Genomic DNA, 19755 nt, shown 5'->3' on the forward strand with positions numbered 1-19755 from the left:
GGTGCCGGTACTCTCGCGGGGTGGCTCTCGCGCTGTACCGCAAGTACCGTCCGGCGACCTTCGCCGAGGTCGTCGGCCAGGAGCATGTGACCGAACCGCTGCGAACCGCTCTCGCGGCGGGCCGCATCAACCACGCGTACCTCTTCTCCGGGCCGCGCGGCTGCGGCAAGACCTCGAGCGCGCGGATCATGGCGCGCTCGCTCAACTGCGTCGAAGGCCCGACGCCGGACCCGTGCGGCAAGTGCAACTCGTGCCGCGCGCTGGCGCCCGAGGGGCCCGGCAGCGTCGACGTCACGGAGCTTGACGCCGCCAGCCACGGTGGTGTCGACGACGCCCGCGAGCTGCGGGACAAGGCCTTCTACGCGCCCGCCGAATCGCGCTACCGCGTGTTCATCATCGACGAGGCGCACATGGTCACCACGCAGGGCTTCAACGCCCTGCTGAAGATCGTGGAAGAGCCGCCCGAGCACCTGATCTTCATCTTCGCGACGACCGAGCCGGACAAGGTGCTCACCACCATCCGCTCGCGCACGCACCACTACCCGTTCCGCCTGATCCCGCCGAGCTCGATGCGCGCGCTGCTGGAACGCAACGTCGCGGCCGAGGGCGCGCAGGTCGAGCCCGCCGTGTACCCGCTGGTGATCCGCGCGGGCGGCGGCTCGGCGCGCGACACGCAGTCGGTGCTCGACCAGCTGCTGGCCGGCGCGGGGCCCGACGGTGTCACGTACCCGCGCGCGGTGTCGCTGCTGGGCGTCACCGACGTCGCGCTGATCGACGACATGGTCGACGCGCTGTCGGCCGAAGACGCGGCCACGGTGTTCAGCACGGTCGAGAAGCTCGCCGACGCGGGCCACGACCCGCGCCGCTTCGCCACCGACCTGCTCGACCGCCTGCGCGACCTCGTGCTGATGCGCTCGGTGCCCGAGGCCGGTGAACGTGGTCTGGTGTCCGCTCCCGCCGAGGAGCTGGGCCGGATGAGCGCGCAGTCCGAACGCATCGGTCTCGGCACGCTGTCGCGCTACGCCGACATCGTCCACAATGGACTTCTCGAGATGCGCGGCGCGACGTCGCCGCGGCTCGTGCTCGAACTGCTGTGCGCGCGGATGCTGCTGCCTTCGGTCACGGAGTCGGAAAAGGCTTTGCTGGCCCGGATCGAGCGGCTCGAACGCCGTGCCGTCGTCGCCGGTGGCGGCGGTGAGGCAGGGGTCGAGCCGCAGCTGCGTTCGGCTCCCGCGGCGGATCGGGAGTTCCAGCGTCCTTCGCAGCGGCCGGCTTCCGCGGCGCCTGCTGCGCCTCCCGCCGAGCCGCCGGCTCGCGCCCAGGCTCCCGCGGCTGCGCCGTCGCGGCCCGTGGCTCAGCCGCCGGCTCCGGCGCGTCCGGTGGAAGAGCCCGCCGCGGCCGCACCCGCGGCCCCGGCTCCCTCCGACGACGGCTGGGGAACCCCGCGGACTCCGGGCGGCACCCCGGCGCCCGCACCCACACCCACACCTGCCGCCGAACCGGCTCCCGAACCGTCGGCCCCTGCCGCACCGGCTGCGTCCGAAGGCGGCGTCGACGCCGCCGCGATCCGCAACGTCTGGCCGCAGCTGCTGGCCGCGCTGCGCAAGCTGGCCGGTGGCCGCAGCCTCGAAGCGATGCTCACGCAGGCGACCGTCGTCGACGTCGAGGGCACGAGCGTCACGCTCACGCACAAGTCCGAGCCCCTCGCCCGGCGCCTGTCCGACCAGGACAACGCGCGCAAGATCGCCGGCGCCCTGTCCGACGTGCTGGGCGGCGACTGGCAGGTCCGCTGCGTCCACGGCGCCGCCGCGGCCGCCGCACCCTCCCGTGCCGCCGCGCCCCAGCGTCAACAGGCCGCGCCCGCGCCGGAGCGCTCGTTCACGCGCCCATCCGCCGCTCCGTCCGCCCCCGCCCCCGCGGCCCCCGCGCCGCCGCAGCAGCAACAGGCCGCGCCCGAGCCCCCGCGCGCCCCGGAACCGCCGGCGCGCCCGAAGGTCACCACCGCCGAGCCGGACATCCCGCTCCCGCCCGAACCCTCGGACGAGGACGACGACATCTACTCGGAGGACTCGAGCCCCGTCCCGCCGCCGCCCCCGCCGTCCCCGGACGAGGACCCGGACGAGATCGCCCGCAAGCTCATCTCCGACCACCTGGGCGCGCGTCCGCTCGACTGAGCTGTTCGATCGAGCGGCGGGTCAAGCGAGGTAGGCCTCGATCGCTTCGGCGATGGCAGCCGCGTACTTCGCGCGCCCCGCAGCCGACGACATCAGCGCGGCCTCCGCGGAGTTGCGCATGTTGCCGCACTCCACCAGCACCGTCGGGCGGGTCGAGAGGTTCAGCCCACCGAGGTCGGAGCGCGCGGACAGGCCCGCGCTGCCGATGTAGGTGGACGTGGTGAAGCCGTCGGCGCGAAGCCCGTTGCGCAGGGCGTGGGCGAGCCGCGTCGACGGGGCGCCCTGGGCCGCGTTCAGCGGCGGCGACGAGTACGCGACGTGGAACCCGTGCGCGCCGGCCGACGTGGAGCCGTCGGCGTGGATGGAGACGACCGCGCCGGCGCCGGCGTCGTTGCCGATCTCCGCGCGGCGGTCGACGCACGGGCCCACGCCGGTGTCGTTCGTGCGCGTGTAGACGACCTTGATCCCCTTGGCCGCCAACGCGTTCCCGACCTCCTGCGCCACCGCGAAGTTGAACGCGTGCTCGGAGTACCCCGCGTTGGTGGCCGTGCCGGTCGTGTTGCACGGCTTCATCTCGCCGCGCCCGGCCGGGACGCTGCGGTTGATGTCCTTCGGGTGCGACGCGTTGCCGCCGTTGTGGCCGGGGTCCAACACCACGACCTTGCCCGTCACCACGGGCACGGCGGGCTTGGCCGAAGAAGTCGACGGCACCGGTGGGGGTGAAGCCACCGAGGAGGAAGCCGCCGCCGACGTCGTGGTCACCGGCGCCGAAGTACTCGGAGCAGGAGCCGCGGCCGGTGTCCCGCCACCGCCGGAACACGCCGTGAGCAGCACCAGGCCGACCAGTAACGGGAGAGGGTTCACACGCACGGCGACCACCGTGCCACAGGCGTGCGCGTGGCGCCTGGGCAGGCAGCGCGGCGACGCGGCTACGCTGGGGAGGAACACCCAGTGGCGGAAGGATCGAGAGCGATCATGGTGCAACCCGGCGGCGGCTTCGACCTGTCGCAGATCATGCAGCAGGCGCAGCAGATGCAGCAGAAGCTGGTCGAGGCGCAGGAGGAGCTCGCGAACACCGAGGTCACAGGCACCGCGGGCGGCGGCCTGGTCACCGCGACGGTGTCCGGCGACAGCCAGCTCAAGAACCTCGTGATCGACCCCAAGGTGGTCGACCCGGACGACGTCGAGACCCTGGCCGACCTCGTGGTCGCCGCGGTGCGCGACGCGTCGGCGAACGCGCAGAAGCTCACCGAGCAGAAGCTCGGCCCCCTGGCCGGCGGCCTCGGTGGCGGCGGGATGCCGGATCTCGGCAGCCTCGGGTTCGGCGGCTGACCCTTGTACGAGGGTGTGGTCCAGGACCTGATCGACGAGCTCGGGCGGCTGCCCGGGGTCGGGCCGAAGAGCGCCCAGCGCATCGCTTTCCACCTGCTGGCAACGGATCCCGCCGACATCGGGCGGCTGCAGGACGTGCTCGGCAAGGTCAAGGAGGGCGTGCAGTTCTGCGAGATCTGCGGCAACGTCTCCGAGCAGCAGACCTGCCGCATCTGCCGGGACGAGCGCCGCGACCTCACGGTGATCTGCGTGGTCGAGGAGCCGAAAGACGTCCTGGCCGTGGAGCGCACACGCGAGTTCAAGGGCCGCTACCACGTCCTGGGCGGGGCGCTCGACCCGTTGTCAGGCATCGGGCCGGAGCAGCTGCGCATGCGTGAGCTGCTCAAGCGCATCGGTGCGGCGGACATCAGCGAGATCATCATCGCCACGGACCCGAACACCGAGGGCGAGGCCACGGCCACCTACCTGGTCCGCATGCTGCGCGACTTCCCGGGCCTGTCCGTCACGCGGCTGGCCTCGGGCCTGCCGATGGGCGGCGACCTGGAGTTCGCCGACGAGCTGACCCTCGGCCGAGCGCTGTCCGGCCGGCGAGCGCTGTAAGGACAAACGAAACGGCCCCTTCACCGCGGTGAAGGGGCCGTTTCGCGTTGCTGTGGTTCAGCAGTAGCCGAGCTGCGCCAGCGTGTCGACGATGATGTCGGACGGGTGGTACTTGTCCATCCAGGACTCACCGCGCCGGTTCTGGTACGTGTCCAGGAAGTTCTGCAGCTTGTCGCCGCGCATTTCCGTCAGCACCACGGTTTCGCCCAGGTGCTGCGGGGTTTCCGTGCGCTCGCGGTGCACCGCGCAGGGCAGGCCGAGGTAGTAGCACTCGGCCGAGAGGCCACCGGAGTCGGTGACGACGTACTCGGCGCGCGCCACCAGCGGCAGGAACTTCAGGTAACGCATCTTGGGCTGCGCGATGAACTTGTCGTCGAACAGGTTGTCCAGGCCCAGCGACCGGATCTTCTCCCGCTCCGGCGCGCCCGCCATGTACAGGATCGGCATCTTGCGGCTCTGCTCGCGCAGGATCTCCAGCGCTTCGCGGTACTTGTCCGCGCGCGACACGAGCTCGAAGCGGTGCAGCGTGGCGAGGCCGAACTTCTCCGGCAGGTTCGGCACGTCCAGCGGTTGGTTGATCGCGAGGCGCATCGCGTCGATCGCGGTGTTCGCCTCGGTGTCGACGACGACGCCGCGCGCGTGGCGCAGGTTGTTGACCTCACGCGAAGTGGGCGCGAAGTGGATGTCGACGATCTTCGCGGCGATCTTGCGGTTCAGCTCTTCCGGCAGCGGCGACAGGATGCTGCCCGACCGCGCGCCCGCCTCGACGTGCCCGACGCGCGACTTGAGGATGCGCTTCCCGATCAGCGAGCCGTACGGCGTCGTGAACGTGTCGCCGTGCACCAGCACCAGCGGCGGCCGTCCGTCCTCGACGAGCGCGGCGCGCAACTCGGCCCGCCGGCTCCACGCGGTGCGCAGCACCTGCGCCGCCCAGCCCGGCACCTGCGCGGGCGATTCCAGGTTGTGGGCCTTGTCCCGCGGCATGAGCCAGACGTCGGGCTCCGGCAGCTTCAGATCGGCCAGCGCGTCGGCGACCTCGTCCACGTGCTGCGCGGTGAACCAGATCTTCGGCCGCACGCCGCGCTCCGCGATCCCGTGGTAGACCGGCGCGATCTTGATCAGTTCCGCGGTGGTGCCGAGAATAAAGGAAATCACCGGAGGCCCGTTTCTGGTCGGTATGCGGTGTCCGAAGGATACTGGGCACGTCCGGCCCCGGGGCACAGGGTAGCCTCGGCCCGTGAGTGCGAACCCGCTCCTCCCCTCGCTCAGCGTCGTGATTCCGGTCTACAACGAGCAGGACTGGATCGAACGCAGCGTCGGCGCACTGGTCACGGCCGCGGAGGCCGCGGGCTGGCCGGCGGAGATCGTCGTGGTCGACGACGGTAGCACCGACGGAACGCCCGAGAAGCTGGCCGCACTCCAGCGGCGCCACGGCATCACCGTGCTGGCCCAGCCCAACAGCGGGCGCTTCGAAGCCCGTCGCGCGGGGCTCGCCAAGGCCTCCGGGCAGCAGGTCGTGCTGGTCGACAGCCGTGTGATCGTCGACAAAACCTCACTCGTGTTCCTGCGTGACCAGCTCGTGGCGTACCCGGAGCGCACGGTCTGGAACGGCCACATCAACGTGGACTCCGAGCGCAATCCGTACGCGGGCTTCCTCGCCGGAATGGTGAAGATTCCGTGGCGGCGCTACTGCGCGAATCCGCGACTGATGTCCTTCGGGATCGACGAATTCGACGTGTTCCCCAAGGGCACGGGGTTCTTTTCCGCGCCGCGTGAAGTTCTGGAGAACGCGAGCGCCGCATTCGAATCACTGTTCGACGATTCCCGCTTCGCGAGCGACGACACCGGCGTCCTGCGCTGGATCGCCGAGCGCCACCGCGTCTTCCTCGCACCGGACTTCTCCGCGACCTACCACGGGCGCGACTCCTTCAAGAAGTTCACCGCGCAGTCGTACTTCCGCGGCACCACGTTCGTGGACTCCTACCTCGCTTCACCCGGCCCCGCGCGCAACGGCCTCTTCGCCGCCTTGGCCGTCGGCCTCGTCGGCCTCGGCCTGGCCGCGCGCCGCCCGAAGACGGCCGTGGCGCTCGCCGCCGCCGGTTCCGCCGCCGCGGGCGCCGCCGTGACGCGCTTCGGCGCCACGAAGTCCGAAGCGCGCGCCGTCGCGCTGCTCGCCCCGGTCTTCGGCGCCGGCTTCGGCGCCGGTGCCGTGCGCGGTCTGGTCATGGCCCTGCGCGCCCGCCGCCGGTCCGCCCGATGAGCACACCGAGCACACCGGTGACCGACGAGGGACAGCGCGAACTGGCGAAGGAAACCGGCAGGTCGGCCGGGAAGATCGGCATCTCCCTGCTGGTCGCCATCGCCTTGGGCTACGTGCTGACCCTGCTGGTGGGCCGCTGGCTCGACCCGGCGGACAACAAGGTCTTCCTTTCGTTCTGGGGCATCCTGATGGGGCTGGGCAGCGCCCTGTCGCCGCTCGAACAAGAGCTTTCTCGCCAGTCGGCGGTCGGCGCGCTGGAAGGCCGCAAACCCGGGCGGCCCGCGCTGCGGGCGCTCACCGTCGGCGCCGTGATCGTCGCGGTGATCGCCGGGCTCACCGTGGTGGTGCCGGTGCTCAACGAGCGCCTGTACTCAGGCCACACCGAACTCGGGATCATCGTGTTCTGCGGTGCGCTCTCGTTCGCCTGCCAGTTCGCCGCGCGGGGATTGCTGGTCGGGGCGCAGAAGATTGCCCAGTACTCGTGGCTGGTATTCGCTGAGGCCGCGGTTCGCGTGCTGGTGCTCGCCGGCGTGTTCGTGGCAGGCCTCACCGGCATCGTCTCCTTCGCTATCGCCGCGGCCGTCGGCTCGTTCGCCTGGCTGCTGTTCGTGCGCCCGATCAGCAGCCTGATCGATCCCCACCTCGACGGCGAGGCGTGGCGGCCGGTCGCGTCCCGGATCGTGCTGCTCATGGCCGGCGCCGGGCTCACTGCGAGCGTCATCACGGGCTATCCCGCGTTGGTCAGCCTCCTCGCCCCGGCCGGCGACGACGCGCAGGTCGGTGTGCTGTTCGCGACGCTGCAGGTCTCGAGAGTCCCCTTGCTGCTGCTTTCGCCGTTGCAGGCGCTCGCGGTACCCACGGTGGTGCGGCTCTCCGGTACTGCCGAAGGCATGCACCGCCTGCGCCGTCTGCTCGCGCTCGGCACGCTCGGCACCCTCGTCGTGGGAGTCGCCGGCGCGTTGGTCGGACTGCTCATCGGACCGTGGCTGGTGCAGTTGCTGTTCGGGGCGAAGTACGCGTCCGCCCAGGGCTGGTGGGTCGCGGGCATGGTGTGGGGTGCCGTGCTGCTCACCGCGATGCAGTTGATGACCGCGGTCCTCGTCGCCAGGACGCAGGCGAACAAGGTGCTCGTCACCTGGGCCGTGGTCGCCGTTTCGACGGCGTTGGTGCTGTTGTTGCTGCCGGGTGACACGATCCTGCGGGCCGTGGTCGGGTTGGCCGTCGGGCCGACGGTGGGTCTCGTGGTCGCGGCGGCGTTCGTTTTGCGGCGACCGGGCAACGTGCAGGGCACCCCGGGCGTCTGAGTACTGTGCAGGCGAGCTCAGGCCGGCGGCCAAGTCGGTGTGAAGAGCCGGTAAGGGTTGGACAGCGAATCCGATGAACGTAGTACTGATCTTGCTCGCCTTCTGGGTGCCTGGGCTGGTGTTCGGCGCCGCCATCGGGCTGCGCGGGTGGACGCTCGCCGCCGCGGGGCCGCTGCTGACGTTCGGCATCGTCGCGCTCGGGGTGCCGGTGCTCGGTGACCTCGGCATCCGCTGGAACCTGCTCGACGTGGCACTGTGGACGGTAGTGCTGGCCCTCGTCGGCTTCGCGATCGGCTTCGGTGTGCGCCGCTTCACCGCGCGCCGTCACCCGGAGCGCGAGCCCGAGGAGAAGCCCGCGCGCTCGGTGCGCGACCACGTGTTGATCGGGCTGGGCGTGTTCGTCGGCATGGCCGTGGGCGCGGTCACGTTCTTCCGCGGGACCAACGGCATCGACCGCGTGCAGCAGGGCTGGGACGCGCCGTTCCACGCGAACCTGGTGCGCTGGATCGCCGAGCACGGCGACGCGCGGCCGTCCACTGTGGGCACGATCGCCAACCTGCCCAACCAGACCGACTACTTCTACCCCGACACCTACCACGCGCTGCTCGCCCTCGTGTTCGACAAGGCCGGGCTCACGATGATGCCCACGCTGAACCTCGCGGTGCTCGCCGTGATCCTCAGCGTGCCGCTCGGTGTCGCCGCCATGTGCCGGGCCTGGCACATGCCGCCGCTGGGCATCGCGGCCGCCGCGGCCGTGACGACGTGGTTCACCGCGTTCCCGTACGACTCGCTGTGGCGTGGTCCGTTGTGGCCGTACGTGGCGGGCGTCGCGATGATCCCCGCGATGCTGGCCATCGCCAAGCTGCTGCTCAAGCCGATGGGCATCGCCGGTCCCGTCGCGATCGGCGTCGGCGTGGCCGGGCTCACGGGCCTGCACACGAGCATCGTGTTCGTGATCGCCGTCTACTTCATCCTCATCCTGCTCGCGGTGCTGTTCCGCTGGGAGAAGATCGACTGGCGCCGCTCCGGCCCGTCGCTCATCGCGACCGTGGTGCTCGCCGCGGTGCTGGGCGTGCCGCTCGTGCTGCCTTCGCTCTACAACGTCGGCGGCGTGACGAGTGCCACGTGGGCTTCGGAAGCCACGGTCAGCGGTGGTCTGGGCGAGACCATCACGTTCTCCCCGATGGCCGACTTCCCGCAGTGGTGGATCGGCATCCCGGCCATCATCGGCGTCTTCCTGATGGTGCGTCACCGCCGGATGATGTGGATGGTCGGCGCGTACATCGTGTTCGGCGGCCTGTTCGCGGCCACCGTCTCGCTCGAGACGCCGCTGATCCACACGATCACCGGCGTCTTCTACAACGACCACTGGCGCATCGCGGCCCTCGTGCCGCTGGCGGGCAGCGTCGCGTTCGGCGAGTTCACCCACACGGTTTCGGGCTGGTTCGCGCGCAAGGTCGGCTCGCGCGTGAAGCTGCAGCCGGCCACGCTCGGCCTGATCGGGGCGGTCCTCATCGCCCTCGTCGTGGGCGGGCTGAGCCGCGGCGGCTACATCGGACGCAACACCGCGCGCCTGGAGATCAACTACGGCGACGGCCCCACCGTCTCGAAGGCGGAGGAAGCCGCCTACCAGTGGCTGGGCCAGCACACCTCGCCCGGCGAGCGCGTGATGAACGACAAGGCCGACGGTTCCGTGTGGATGTACGCGCTGGCCGGGGTCACCCCGGTGGAGTGGACCTTCTACGGGGCCGAGCCGGACACCGAGGCCGGCTACCTGTCCGTGTGGCTGGACGACATCGAGCAGTACCCGCAGGTGCGCAAGGACCTCACCGACCTGCACGTGCGCTACGTCATCGTGGGCAAGGGCAAGGCGACGCCCACGGCCGAGCAGTCCGTCGGGGTCGCCGACATCGTCGCCGGTCCGGACTTCCACGAGGTCTTCCGCAACGACGGGGCCACGATCTACCAGATCGAAGGCCAGCAGGGCGTCGTCGCGGCCGGTGCCTCTCCCGGGTCCGCCGCCCCTCACGGTCAGTGAGAAGTTAGAGTGATCTCCGTGTCCACCACTTCCGTGAGCACCCGACGCGTTCTGATCGTGATGCCCGCCCTCAACGAGCAGGCCAGCGTCGGCTCCGTCATCAGCCAGGTCAAGTCGTCCCTGCCGGGGATGGACATCCTCGTCGTCGACGACGGCTCGGTGGACGCCACGGCGCAGCTCGCGCGTGCCGCGGGTGCCGAAGTCGCCCGGCTCGCCGTGAATCTCGGCGTCGGCGGCGCGATGCGCACCGGCTTCCGGTACGCCGCCGCCCGTGGCTACGACGTCGTGGTGCAGGTGGACGCCGACGGCCAGCACGACCCCGAAGAGGTCGGCGCGCTGCTCGCGGCTCTGGACGAGGGCGCCGACATCGCGATCGGCTCCCGCTTCGCCGGCAAGGGCGCCTACCGCGCCGTCGGCCCGCGTAAATACGCGATGGTCGCGCTCTCGCTCGTTTTCTCGCGTCTGGCCAGGCGGAAGATCACCGACGTCACGTCGGGCTTCAAGGCCATGGGACCGCGCGCGATCCGGATGTTCGCGAACTACTACCCGGCCGAGTATCTCGGCGACACCGTGGAATCGCTCGTGATGGCGATCCGGGGCAAGCTCACGATCGCCGAGGTACCGGTCGTGATGCGTGAGCGTGTCGCCGGCACGCCCAGCCACTCGCCGGTGAAATCGGCTGTGTACCTCTCCCGCGCCGGGCTCGCGCTGCTGCTGGCGCTCGTCCGTCGCCGTCCGTCCGTCGACTCGTCCGACGCAGCGTAAGGGGAATTCATGGCCGGCTGGCGCGTACTGAGCATCGTCGTCGCGTGCCTGGTGCTGTTCGTCGTCCTCGAGATGATGCGGCGCCGGAAGCTTCGGGAGAAGTACGCGGGCGTGTGGCTCGTGGTCGCCGTTGGTGTCGTGGTGCTCGCGGTGATTCCGCAGGCCGCGGAGTTCCTGGCGAAGATCACGGGGGTCCAGACCCCGTCGAACTTCGTGTTCCTCCTGGCCGGCGTCGTCCTCGCACTCGTCGCGCTGCACCTGTCCACCGAGGTCGGGCACCTGGAGGAAGAGGTCCGGACCTCCGTCGAGGAGACGGCGCTGCTGCGCTGCGAGCTCGAGGACACCAAGCGGGAGCTCGCGGCCCGAATCGAGGCGCTGGAGGCCAAGACGGCCACGCCCGACGACGTCAAGGGCCTGCCCGAAGTGAGCGCCGCACGCGTTCGCTGATCTCCGCGCTGCTCGCCGCCCCGCCTCGGCTGGGCGGCGTTCGTGTGCTCGCGGTCGACGGGCCGTCCGGGGCCGGCAAGTCGACCTTGGCCGAAGTGGTGGTGGCCGAGCTGGGACCGCAGGCGGCACTCGTGAGTACGGACGCGTTCGCGACCTGGGACAACCCCGTGGCGTGGTGGCCGCAGCTCGAACGCGGCGTGCTGGAACCGCTTTCAGCCGGGCGGGCCGGGGAGTACCAACGGGTGGACTGGACCTGCGGGGAGCCACGACCGGGTGAGCTCGTGACCGTTGAGGTGCCTGAGGTTCTGGTGCTGGAAGGCGTGTCCAGCGGCCGCCGGTCGGTGCGTTCGCGGCTGTCACACCTGTGCTGGATCGAGGGCGGCAGCCAGTCCGAACGGCTGGAGCGCGCCGTGGCCCGTGATGGTGAGGCGTCGCGCGCCCACCTGCGTCGCTGGCAGTTGTTCGAACAAGGCTGGTTCGCCGTCGACGGCACACCCGAATCGGCACAAACCAGACTGGCTTGATCGTCACCGCGCGTCCGAAACGACCCGAAAACCTGCTTCGGTACTAGGCCATTAGAGTGGCCATAGTGCCACTCTAAGTACTAATGCGACAAAATTCGTCACGTTACGTACACAATTCTCGACACATTGCGGTGACTTTGGCCCTTACGTAGCGCGATCGTAACCTCACGTGCTTAAGTGCAAGCCGAGTTCCCGCTAGTGTCGGCGAGCACACCGAACGTCCGAGAGTTCCTGACCGACCGGACGGTTCTTGACACCGAACATCTCCCAAGGGGTGCCAGATGCAGCAATTGCGCCTGACCCGAACACGTCGAGCGGCCCTGATCGGGCTTGCCGGGGTGCTCGCGGTCTCGCTCACCGCGTGCGCCGAGTCGAAGCGCGACGAGGCCGGAGGCGGTGGCACCGGAGGCACGATGGTCTTCGGCGACACCGGCAACCCGAAGATGTTCGACCCGGTGTTCAACGACGACGGCGAGACCTTCCGGATCACGCGCCAGATGCTCGACACGCTGATCCAGAACAAGCAGGGCACCGCGGAGCTGGAGCCCTCGCTCGCCACGAAGTGGGAGTCGAGCAACGACGGCAAGACCTGGACCTTCACCCTCAAGCAGGGCGTGAAGTTCAGTGACGGCACGGAGTTCAACGCCGACGCGGTCTGCTTCAACTTCAACCGCTGGTACAACATGAAAGGCGCCGCCGCCCAGAGCCAGATGATCTACTACGGCGACGTCTTCGAGGGCTTCGCGAAGAACGAGGGCGACGCCGGCGGCGACCCCGTGTTCAAGAGCTGCGAGGCGAAGGACCCGGCGACCGCGGTCGTGAACCTGAACAAGGCCAAGGGCGCGTTCCCCGCCGCCTTCACGCTGCCGTCGTTCGCGATGCAGAGCCCGACCGCGCTCAAGCAGTACGACGCGGACAAGGTCACCCAGTCCGGCGACTCGTTCGCCTACAGCGACTACGCGTACAAGCACGTGACCGGCACCGGCCCGTTCAAGTTCGACAACTGGGACCAGGGCAAGGGCGAGATCACGCTGGTGCGTAACGACTCCAGCACGGAGCCGGCGAAGCTCGACAAGCTGATCTTCAAGGTCATCCCCGACGAGAACGCCCGTAAGCAGGCCCTGAAGGCCGGCGACATCCAGGGTTACGACTTCCCGGCGCCGTCGGACTACGGGCTGCTGCGCAACGAGGGTGAGCAGGTTCTCATCCGCCCCTCGTTCAACGTCCTGTACCTGGGCATCAACCAGTCCGGCAACCCGAAGCTCAAGGATGTGCGTGTCCGCCAGGCCCTGGCCTACGGCATCAACCGCGAGCAGTTCGTGAAGTCGAAGCTGGCCGAGGGTTCCGAGGTCGCCACCGAGTTCGTGCCGAAGGCCATCTCGGGCTACACCGACGACGTCACCAAGTACCCGTACGACCCGGCGAAGGCCAAGCAGCTGCTCGCCGAGGCCGGCGCCAGCAACCTGACGCTGAAGTTCTACTACCCGACCGAGGTCACCCGGCCCTACATGCCGAACCCGGCCGACACGTTCACCTCGATCTCCGAGGACCTGAAGAACATCGGCATCACCATCCAGCCGGTGGCCGAGCCGTGGAACGGCGGTTACAAGGACGACGTGCAGAAGTTCGGCAAGCAGGACCTGCACCTGCTCGGCTGGACCGGTGACTACAACGACGCCGGCAACTTCGTCGGCACGTTCTTCGGCCGCGAGAAGAAGGAGTTCGGGTTCAACAACCCCGAGCTGTTCAACGCGCTCGCCGCGGCCGACGGTTCGCCGGCCGGTGACGCGCACGCCAAGGCCTACCAGGGCGTGAACAAGCAGATCATGGACTACCTGCCCGCGATCCCGATCGCCTACCCGACGCCGGCGATCGTGGTCGGACCGAAGATCAAGGGTGTGGTGGCCAGCCCGCTCACCGACGAACGCTTCAACAACGTCACGATCGGCTGACGTGCTCCGCTGAGCAGCCGGGCTGGGGGGTAGGCGCTACCGCGCCTGCCCCCTTGCCCACGTTCCCGGGCTGTACACAAAGGACTACAAGTGCTCCGTTTCTTAGTGCGTCGGGTGCTACAAGCGATTCCGACGCTCCTCATCCTGTCCATCCTGGTCTTCGCCTGGTTGCGTTCCCTGCCCGGCGGCCCGGCGGCCGCGCTCCTGGGTGACAAGGCGACGCCGGAGAAGATCGCCAGCCTCAACCACGTGCTCGGTCTGGACCAGCCGATCATCCTGCAGTACTTCAAGTTCCTCGGCCGCGCCGTCACCGGCGACTTCGGCAACTCCCTCGTCTCGGCCCAGCCGGTGATGGGCGAGATCGGTACGTTCCTCCCCGCCACCATCGAGCTCGGGCTTTCCGCGATGATCATCGCGATCGTCGTGGGGGTGCCCTTCGGTTACCTGGCCGCGCGCTACCGCGGCGGCGTGCCGGACAACATCATCATCGTGCTGACGCTCGTCGGTGTCGCGGTGCCGGTGTTCTTCCTCGGCTACACGATGCAGGACCTGCTGGCCGCTCCGCTCGGCCTGCCGTCACAAGGCCGCCAGGCCGCGGGCATCGACGCCACGAGCATCACCAACTTCGCCATCCTCGACGGCATCATGACGGGCGAGTGGGACGCCGTCTGGGACGCGATCAAGCACCTGATCCTGCCGGCCTTCGCGCTGGCGACCATCCCGCTCGCGGTGATCACCCGCATCACGCGCGCGTCGGTGCTCGACGTGTTCAACGAAGACTTCCTCCGCACGGCCAACTCCAAGGGCCTGACGCAGTCGGTGATCCGGCGCCGGCACGTGCTGCGCAACGCGTTGCTGCCGGTGGTCACGACCATCGGCCTGCAGACCGGCGCGCTGCTCGGCGGCGCGGTGCTGACCGAGCGGGTCTTCAACTTCCGCGGCCTCGGCTTCCTGCTGGCCGAAGGCATCGAACGGCGTGACTACCCCCGGCTGCAGGCTCTGCTGCTGTTCGGGGCTCTGGTGTACGTGCTGGTGAACATGCTGGTCGACATCTCGTACGGGATCATCGACCCGAGGGTGCGTGTGCGATGAACACTTTGCTTGCCAAGAAGAAAGAACCGATCGACAAGCTCGCCGCGGCGTCGGCGGGTGGGCGCAGCCTCGGGGCCGAAGCGTTCCGGCGCATGCTGCGCAGCCCGGTCGCCATTACCGGTGGCGTGATCACGCTGCTGTTCCTGCTGCTGGCCATCTTCGCGCCGCTGATCGCGCCGAAGGACCCGCAGATCCGTTACCTGCAGGACCAGGTCGAGCTCGGCAAGGGCATCATCCCCGGCCCGAGCCCGGGCTTCCCGCTCGGCGTCGACGACTTCGGCCGCGATTTCCTGTCTCGGCTCATCGTCGGTGCGCAGCAGACGCTGCTGGTCGGCGTGCTCGCCACCGTGATCGGCGTGCTGATCGGGGTCATCATCGGCGGCCTCGCCGGTGCGTTCGGCGGCTGGGTCGACACCGTCCTCATGCGACTGGTCGACGTGCTGTTGTCGTTCCCCTCACTGCTGCTGGCGATCTCGATCGCGGCGCTGTTCGCGAAGCCGAGCCAGTGGACGGTGATCCTGGCCGTATCGATCATCGGTGTGCCGATCTTCGCGCGGCTGCTGCGGGGTTCGATGCTGGCACAACGGGAAGCCGACCACGTGCTGGCCGCGACGTCGCTCGGCGTCAAACGCGGCACGATCGTCTTCCGCCACATGCTGCCCAACTCGGTGGGCCCCGTGATCGTGCAGGCCACGCTCACGCTGGCCACCGCGATCCTGGAGGCCGCGGCGCTGTCGTTCCTCGGCCTGGGCGACCCGGACCCGACGCGCGCGGAGTGGGGGCTGATGCTGGGCAACGCCTCGCGCCAGTTCCTCGACATCCGCCCGGAGCTCGCCTACTACCCGGCCATCGCGATCATCGTGGTGGCGCTCGGGTTCACGCTGCTCGGCGAGTCCCTGCGTGAAGCCCTCGACCCGAAGAACCGGCGGTAACCCATGGCACTCCTCGAAGTCCGCGACCTCACGGTCGTGTTCCAGCGCCGCGGTGAGAAGCCGTTCGCCGCGGTCGACGGCGTCAGTTTCGACGTCGAACCCGGCCAGACAGTGGGGCTCGTGGGCGAGTCCGGCTGCGGCAAGTCGGTGACGTCGCTGGCGATCATGCGGCTACTGGCCAAGCGCGGTAACAAGGTCAGCGGTTCGGTGTCGTTCGAGGGCACCGATCTGCTGAAGATCTCCGACCGCGACATGCGCGACCGGCGCGGGCGCGACCTGGGCATGGTGTTCCAGGACCCGCTGTCCTCGCTCAACCCCGTGATCCCGATCGGGTTGCAGATCACCGAGGTGCTCGAACGCCACCGCGGGTTGTCGCGCAGCAAAGCCAAAGTCGAGGCCACCGACTTGCTCGACAAGGTCGGCATCCCCGACCCGACGCGGCGGCTTTCCGAGTACCCGCACCAGCTTTCGGGCGGGATGCGCCAGCGCGCGCTCATCGCGATCGCGCTCGCGTGCCGGCCGCGGCTGCTCATCGCCGACGAGCCGACGACCGCGCTCGACGTGACCATCCAGGCGCAGATCCTGGCGCTGCTGCGGGAACTGGTGCAGGACACCGGCACCGCGCTGATCATGATCACCCACGACCTCGGTGTCGTCGCCGGTCTGTGCGACGAGGTCAACGTGCTTTACGGCGGCAAGATCGTGGAGCGCGCCGAGCGTCACGCGCTGTTCGCCGAGCCGAGGCACCCGTACACCCACGGGCTGCTGGCCTCGATCCCGCGCCTCGACGTGGGGCGGGGCGAGAAGCTCGTGCCGATCCCCGGCTCCGTGTCCGACAACATCCCGTGGGACGGCGGGTGCGCGTTCGCGCCGCGCTGCCCCAACGCGTTGCAGGTGTGCGAGGAGCGCTCGCCGCAGCTCGTGCCCGACCACAACGGCCTGCTGCGCTGCCACAACCCGGTGAAGCCCGCCGTGGCCACCGCTGGAGGGACCCGATGACCGAGGTGATCAACGAGCCACAGGACGAGGTCCTGCTGGAGGTCACCGACCTCAAGGTGCACTTCCCGATCAAGCGCGGCATCGTCGTCGACCGCACGGTCGGGCACGTGTACGCGGTGGACGGCGTCGACCTGTCGATCCGCCGCGGCGAGACCTACGGCCTGGTCGGCGAGTCCGGCTGCGGCAAGTCCACGTTGGGCCGCGCGATCCTGCGGCTCAGCGAGCCGACGGCCGGCAAGGTCGTATTCGACGGCACAGACGTCGCCCAGCTCAAGGGCGAGAAGCTGCGCAAGGCCCGGCGCCGGATGCAGATGATCTTCCAGGACCCGATGTCCAGTTTGGACCCTCGGCAGCCGGTGGAGTCGATCCTGCTCGAAGGCATGCGCGCGCACGGGCTGGCCAAGGACAAAGCCGCCACGGACCAGCGGCTGCGTGAGCTGCTGGGCGCGGTCGGCCTGCCCGAGACGGCGCTGCGCAAGTACCCGCACGAGTTCTCGGGCGGGCAGCGCCAGCGCATCGGGATCGCGCGGGCGCTGGCCGTGGAGCCGGACCTGATCGTGGCCGACGAGCCGGTGTCCGCGCTCGACGTGTCCGTGCAGGCACAGGTCGTGAACCTGTTGGAGGACCTGCAGAACGAGCTGGGCCTCACGTACGTGGTGATCGCCCACGATCTCGCCGTCGTCCGGCACATCTCCGACCGCATCGGCGTGATGTACCTGGGCGCGCTGGTGGAGGAGACCACCTCGGCGGAGCTGTACGAGAACCCGCTGCACCCGTACACGCGCGCGCTGCTCTCGGCGATTCCCGTGCCGGACCCGGTCGTGGAGGACACCCGGGAGCAGATCCTGCTCGCGGGCGACCTGCCCTCGCCGGCCAACCCGCCCACGGGCTGCCGGTTCCACACGCGCTGCCCGTGGCGGCAGGCGAGCTTGTGCGACACCGACCGGCCGCAGCTGCGCGAGATCGGCGCCGGGCACCGCGTGGCGTGCCACTACGCCGAGGACATCCGCGACGGCCGCATCCAGCCGCACGACGTGGAGCCGGAGCTGGTGGAGCTCACCGGGGTGCTGAGCCCGGACGCGGCGCCGGACATCGGCACGATCACCGAAATCCTGTAACCGCTGGGCGGGAAGGGCACCTCGATCTCCTCGAGGTGCCCTTCACTGCGTTTTACGGCTGCAGATCGACGGCCGCGCGGAACGAGCCGTCCATGTGAAACGGCGTGGAGTTGTGCTCGTGCACGATCCGCCACGCGCCCTCGACGCGACGGAAGGCCAGCGTGGAGCGGAACCACAGCGTGAACGGTTCGCTCGTCCCCACCGGCACGGCCGACATCTTCGCCAGCGCCGTGGTGAAGGCCAGGTCGCCGGACTCGGTCACTTCGACGTCGGTGTACTCGTAGGTCACCGGGCCGTCGAACGTGCCGAACCACTTGGTGAGGAACTCCTCCGACGCGCCGGTGGTGCGCAGCGGCGGCGCGAGGTCGAACTTCACGGCTTGCGGCGCGTAGCCCGCGACCAGGCGCGCGGGGTCCTTGGCGGACATGGCGGCGGTGCGCTCGGCCAGCAGGTCACGGATCTCGTTTTCGGACATTCTGTGCTCTCCTTGGTTCCTTCGCCGGATGCGTTCACCGGGGACGTCGAAGCCGTCCGCGTGGCTTCGACATCCCGGGTGACGACGATTTCGAGGAGGCACCCGATGAAGTACCTGGTCCTGATCTACGGCAACCCGGCGTCGCGCTCGGTGTGGGCGGGCATGAGCGACGAGCAGAAGGCCGCGGGCCTGCGCGCGTACGTCGAGTTCAACGACGACCTCGACGGCTCCGGCGAGCGCATCGTCTCCGAACGGCTGGCCGCGCCCGAGCTCACGAAGCAGGTCATCGTGCGCGACGACGAGGTGAGCACCACCGACGGCCCGTTCGCGGAGATCAAGGAACAGCTCGCCGGCTTCTACCTGCTGGAATGTGACTCCGCGGACCGCGCGCTGGAGATCGCGGCGCGGATCCCGGAGGCGCCGTACGCGACGATCGAGGTGCGGCCCGTGATGGGCCTGACCGGCGATGTGGACTTCGACCTGGGAGACCTGTGATCGAGGGTCTCCTGCGCGAGCTGGCGCCGCAGGTTCTCACCGCGCTCGTGCGCCGCTACGGCGGGTTCGACACGTGCGAGGACGCCGTGCAGGAGGCCTTGCTCGCCGCCGCCGTGCAGTGGCCGCGCGACGGCGTGCCGGACAACCCCAAGGCGTGGCTCATCACCACCGCTTCGCGGCGACGGATCGAGCTGTGGCGCAGCGATTCCGCCCGGCAACGGCGTGAGGAGGCCGTGGCCGCACTGGCGCCACCCGACCCGGACCCGGCGCCGGCCGTGGACGACACGCTCACGTTGCTGCTGCTCTGCTGCCACCCGGCGTTGACGCGGCCTTCGCAGGTCGCGCTGACGTTGCGCGCCGTCGGCGGCCTCACTACGGCGGAGATCGCGCGGGCGTTCCTCGTGCCGGAGCCGACGATCGGCCAGCGCATCAGCCGCGCGAAGCAGAAGGTGAAGGGCACGTCGTTCAGCCTGCCGCCGGAGCACGAACGGCCCGCTCGCGTCGCCGCCGTGCTGCAGGTGCTGTACCTGGTCTTCACAGAGGGGCACACGGCCAGCGCGGGCTCGGCCGTCGACCGCGTGGAGCTCACCGCCGAGGCCATCCGGCTCACGCGGCAGCTGCACGCCGAGCTCCCCGACGACGGCGAGGTCACCGGCCTGCTGGCGTTGATGCTGCTCACCGGCGCGCGCCGGGCAGCGCGCCTCGGCGAGAACGGCACGATGGTCCCCCTCGCGGAGCAGGACCGCTCGCGGTGGGACGCCGACGCCATCGCCGAGGGCACGGCGCTGATCACCCACACGCTCGCGACCGCGCCCGTCGGTCCGTACCAGCTGCAGGCCGCGATCGCCGCCGTCCACGACGAGGCGGCGTCGGCCGAGGCCACCGACTGGCCGCAGATCCTGCTGCTCTACGACCTGCTGCGCCAGGTCGCGCCGGGACCGATGGTGACGCTCAACCGGCTCGTGGCGCTCGCGATGGTCGAGGGCCCGGCCGTCGCGCTGGCCGAGCTCGACGCGTCGGAGCCGCCGGACCACTACCGCGTCGACGTCGTCCGCGCGCACCTGCTGGAGCTCGCGGGTGATCTCGACGCCGCCCGGGAGTACTACGCCGCGGCGGCCCGGCGGACGTTGAGCCTCCCCGAGCGCAGACACCTGGAGGCGCGTGCTTTGTCTGATATGACCGGAAAACCCTGACTCAAGTCGGACCCCACCCCCGACTGAAGGGTGACGCCCGCGCACCAGGGCCCCG

The 19755-nt window shown here is 69.8% G+C and carries 19 protein-coding genes; 16 read left to right on the top strand and 3 right to left on the bottom strand.

Annotated elements, in window-relative coordinates; all coding sequences use genetic code 11:
* Window positions 1-20: 20 nt before the first annotated feature.
* On the top strand, window positions 21-2174 hold the full coding sequence (locus QRX50_RS10675; protein ID WP_285971792.1) for a DNA polymerase III subunit gamma and tau: 2154 nt from the start codon (window positions 21-23) through the stop codon (window positions 2172-2174).
* Window positions 2175-2195: 21 nt separating this feature from the next.
* On the opposite strand, the gene QRX50_RS10680 is transcribed toward QRX50_RS10675, so the two are convergent.
* Window positions 2196-3053 (bottom strand): N-acetylmuramoyl-L-alanine amidase, encoded by an 858-nt coding sequence (locus QRX50_RS10680; RefSeq protein ID WP_285971793.1) that lies wholly within the window; start codon window positions 3051-3053, stop codon window positions 2196-2198.
* A 96-nt stretch (window positions 3054-3149) separates the two neighbouring features.
* On the opposite strand from QRX50_RS10680, the gene QRX50_RS10685 reads away from it, so the two are divergent.
* Window positions 3150-3506 (top strand): YbaB/EbfC family nucleoid-associated protein, encoded by a 357-nt coding sequence (locus tag QRX50_RS10685; protein ID WP_285971794.1) that lies wholly within the window; start codon window positions 3150-3152, stop codon window positions 3504-3506.
* A 3-nt stretch (window positions 3507-3509) separates the two neighbouring features.
* Window positions 3510-4106 (top strand): recombination mediator RecR, encoded by a 597-nt coding sequence (gene recR, locus QRX50_RS10690; RefSeq protein WP_220244932.1) that lies wholly within the window; start codon window positions 3510-3512, stop codon window positions 4104-4106.
* A 57-nt stretch (window positions 4107-4163) separates the two neighbouring features.
* Here recR and QRX50_RS10695 read toward each other — a convergent pair whose 3' ends face one another.
* Window positions 4164-5261, bottom strand: a complete 1098-nt coding sequence (locus QRX50_RS10695) for a UDP-N-acetylglucosamine 2-epimerase (protein ID WP_285971795.1) — start codon at window positions 5259-5261, stop codon at window positions 4164-4166.
* Between the two features lie 82 nt (window positions 5262-5343).
* Here QRX50_RS10695 and QRX50_RS10700 point away from each other — a divergent pair, with 82 nt between their 5' ends.
* The 11 genes from QRX50_RS10700 to QRX50_RS10750 all read left to right on the top strand — a co-directional run bounded on the left by QRX50_RS10700 (window position 5344) and on the right by QRX50_RS10750 (window position 17537).
* Complete coding sequence (locus QRX50_RS10700) at window positions 5344-6366, top strand: glycosyltransferase family 2 protein (protein ID WP_285971796.1); 1023 nt, start codon at window positions 5344-5346, stop codon at window positions 6364-6366.
* Window positions 6363-7670, top strand: coding sequence for a lipopolysaccharide biosynthesis protein (locus tag QRX50_RS10705; protein WP_285971797.1), 1308 nt, complete (start codon window positions 6363-6365; stop codon window positions 7668-7670). Before QRX50_RS10700 ends, QRX50_RS10705 begins: the two co-directional genes overlap by 4 nt.
* A gap of 73 nt (window positions 7671-7743) precedes the next feature.
* The gene (locus QRX50_RS10710) at window positions 7744-9708 is read left to right on the top strand and encodes a DUF6541 family protein (RefSeq protein ID WP_285971798.1); all 1965 of its coding nucleotides are present in this window, start codon (window positions 7744-7746) and stop codon (window positions 9706-9708) included.
* Window positions 9709-9768: 60 nt separating this feature from the next.
* Window positions 9769-10473 carry a glycosyltransferase family 2 protein gene (locus tag QRX50_RS10715; RefSeq protein ID WP_285974419.1) on the top strand — a complete coding sequence of 235 codons (705 nt, stop codon included), beginning with the start codon at window positions 9769-9771 and terminating at the stop codon, window positions 10471-10473.
* Window positions 10474-10482: 9 nt separating this feature from the next.
* Window positions 10483-10920 (top strand): DUF2304 domain-containing protein, encoded by a 438-nt coding sequence (locus QRX50_RS10720; protein ID WP_285971799.1) that lies wholly within the window; start codon window positions 10483-10485, stop codon window positions 10918-10920.
* A 44-nt stretch (window positions 10921-10964) separates the two neighbouring features.
* The gene (locus QRX50_RS10725; protein ID WP_285971800.1) at window positions 10965-11444 is read left to right on the top strand and encodes a uridine kinase family protein; all 480 of its coding nucleotides are present in this window, start codon (window positions 10965-10967) and stop codon (window positions 11442-11444) included.
* Window positions 11445-11725: 281 nt separating this feature from the next.
* Window positions 11726-13396 carry an ABC transporter substrate-binding protein gene (locus QRX50_RS10730; RefSeq protein WP_285971801.1) on the top strand — a complete coding sequence of 557 codons (1671 nt, stop codon included), beginning with the start codon at window positions 11726-11728 and terminating at the stop codon, window positions 13394-13396.
* Between the two features lie 90 nt (window positions 13397-13486).
* The gene (locus QRX50_RS10735) at window positions 13487-14488 is read left to right on the top strand and encodes an ABC transporter permease (RefSeq protein WP_285971802.1); all 1002 of its coding nucleotides are present in this window, start codon (window positions 13487-13489) and stop codon (window positions 14486-14488) included.
* Window positions 14485-15420 carry an ABC transporter permease gene (locus QRX50_RS10740; RefSeq protein ID WP_285971803.1) on the top strand — a complete coding sequence of 312 codons (936 nt, stop codon included), beginning with the start codon at window positions 14485-14487 and terminating at the stop codon, window positions 15418-15420. The genes QRX50_RS10735 and QRX50_RS10740 overlap by 4 nt, the downstream gene beginning before the upstream one ends.
* Before the next feature lie 3 nt (window positions 15421-15423).
* Complete coding sequence (locus tag QRX50_RS10745) at window positions 15424-16419, top strand: ABC transporter ATP-binding protein (RefSeq protein WP_285971804.1); 996 nt, start codon at window positions 15424-15426, stop codon at window positions 16417-16419.
* The gene (locus QRX50_RS10750) at window positions 16416-17537 is read left to right on the top strand and encodes an ABC transporter ATP-binding protein (protein WP_285971805.1); all 1122 of its coding nucleotides are present in this window, start codon (window positions 16416-16418) and stop codon (window positions 17535-17537) included. The genes QRX50_RS10745 and QRX50_RS10750 overlap by 4 nt, the downstream gene beginning before the upstream one ends.
* A gap of 52 nt (window positions 17538-17589) precedes the next feature.
* Here the strand turns inward: QRX50_RS10750 and QRX50_RS10755 are convergent, their stop codons facing one another.
* Window positions 17590-18012, bottom strand: a complete 423-nt coding sequence (locus QRX50_RS10755) for a YybH family protein (RefSeq protein WP_285971806.1) — start codon at window positions 18010-18012, stop codon at window positions 17590-17592.
* A gap of 105 nt (window positions 18013-18117) precedes the next feature.
* On the opposite strand from QRX50_RS10755, the gene QRX50_RS10760 reads away from it, so the two are divergent.
* Together QRX50_RS10760 and QRX50_RS10765 are read left to right on the top strand one after the other, a co-directional pair.
* Window positions 18118-18507, top strand: a complete 390-nt coding sequence (locus tag QRX50_RS10760; RefSeq protein WP_285971807.1) for a YciI family protein — start codon at window positions 18118-18120, stop codon at window positions 18505-18507.
* Window positions 18504-19700 (top strand): RNA polymerase sigma factor, encoded by a 1197-nt coding sequence (locus tag QRX50_RS10765; protein ID WP_285971808.1) that lies wholly within the window; start codon window positions 18504-18506, stop codon window positions 19698-19700. The genes QRX50_RS10760 and QRX50_RS10765 overlap by 4 nt, the downstream gene beginning before the upstream one ends.
* Window positions 19701-19755 lie beyond the last annotated feature (55 nt).

Source organism: Amycolatopsis sp. 2-15 (assembly GCF_030285625.1).
In the GTDB taxonomy this organism is placed as follows: Bacteria; Actinomycetota; Actinomycetes; order Mycobacteriales; family Pseudonocardiaceae; genus Amycolatopsis; species Amycolatopsis carbonis.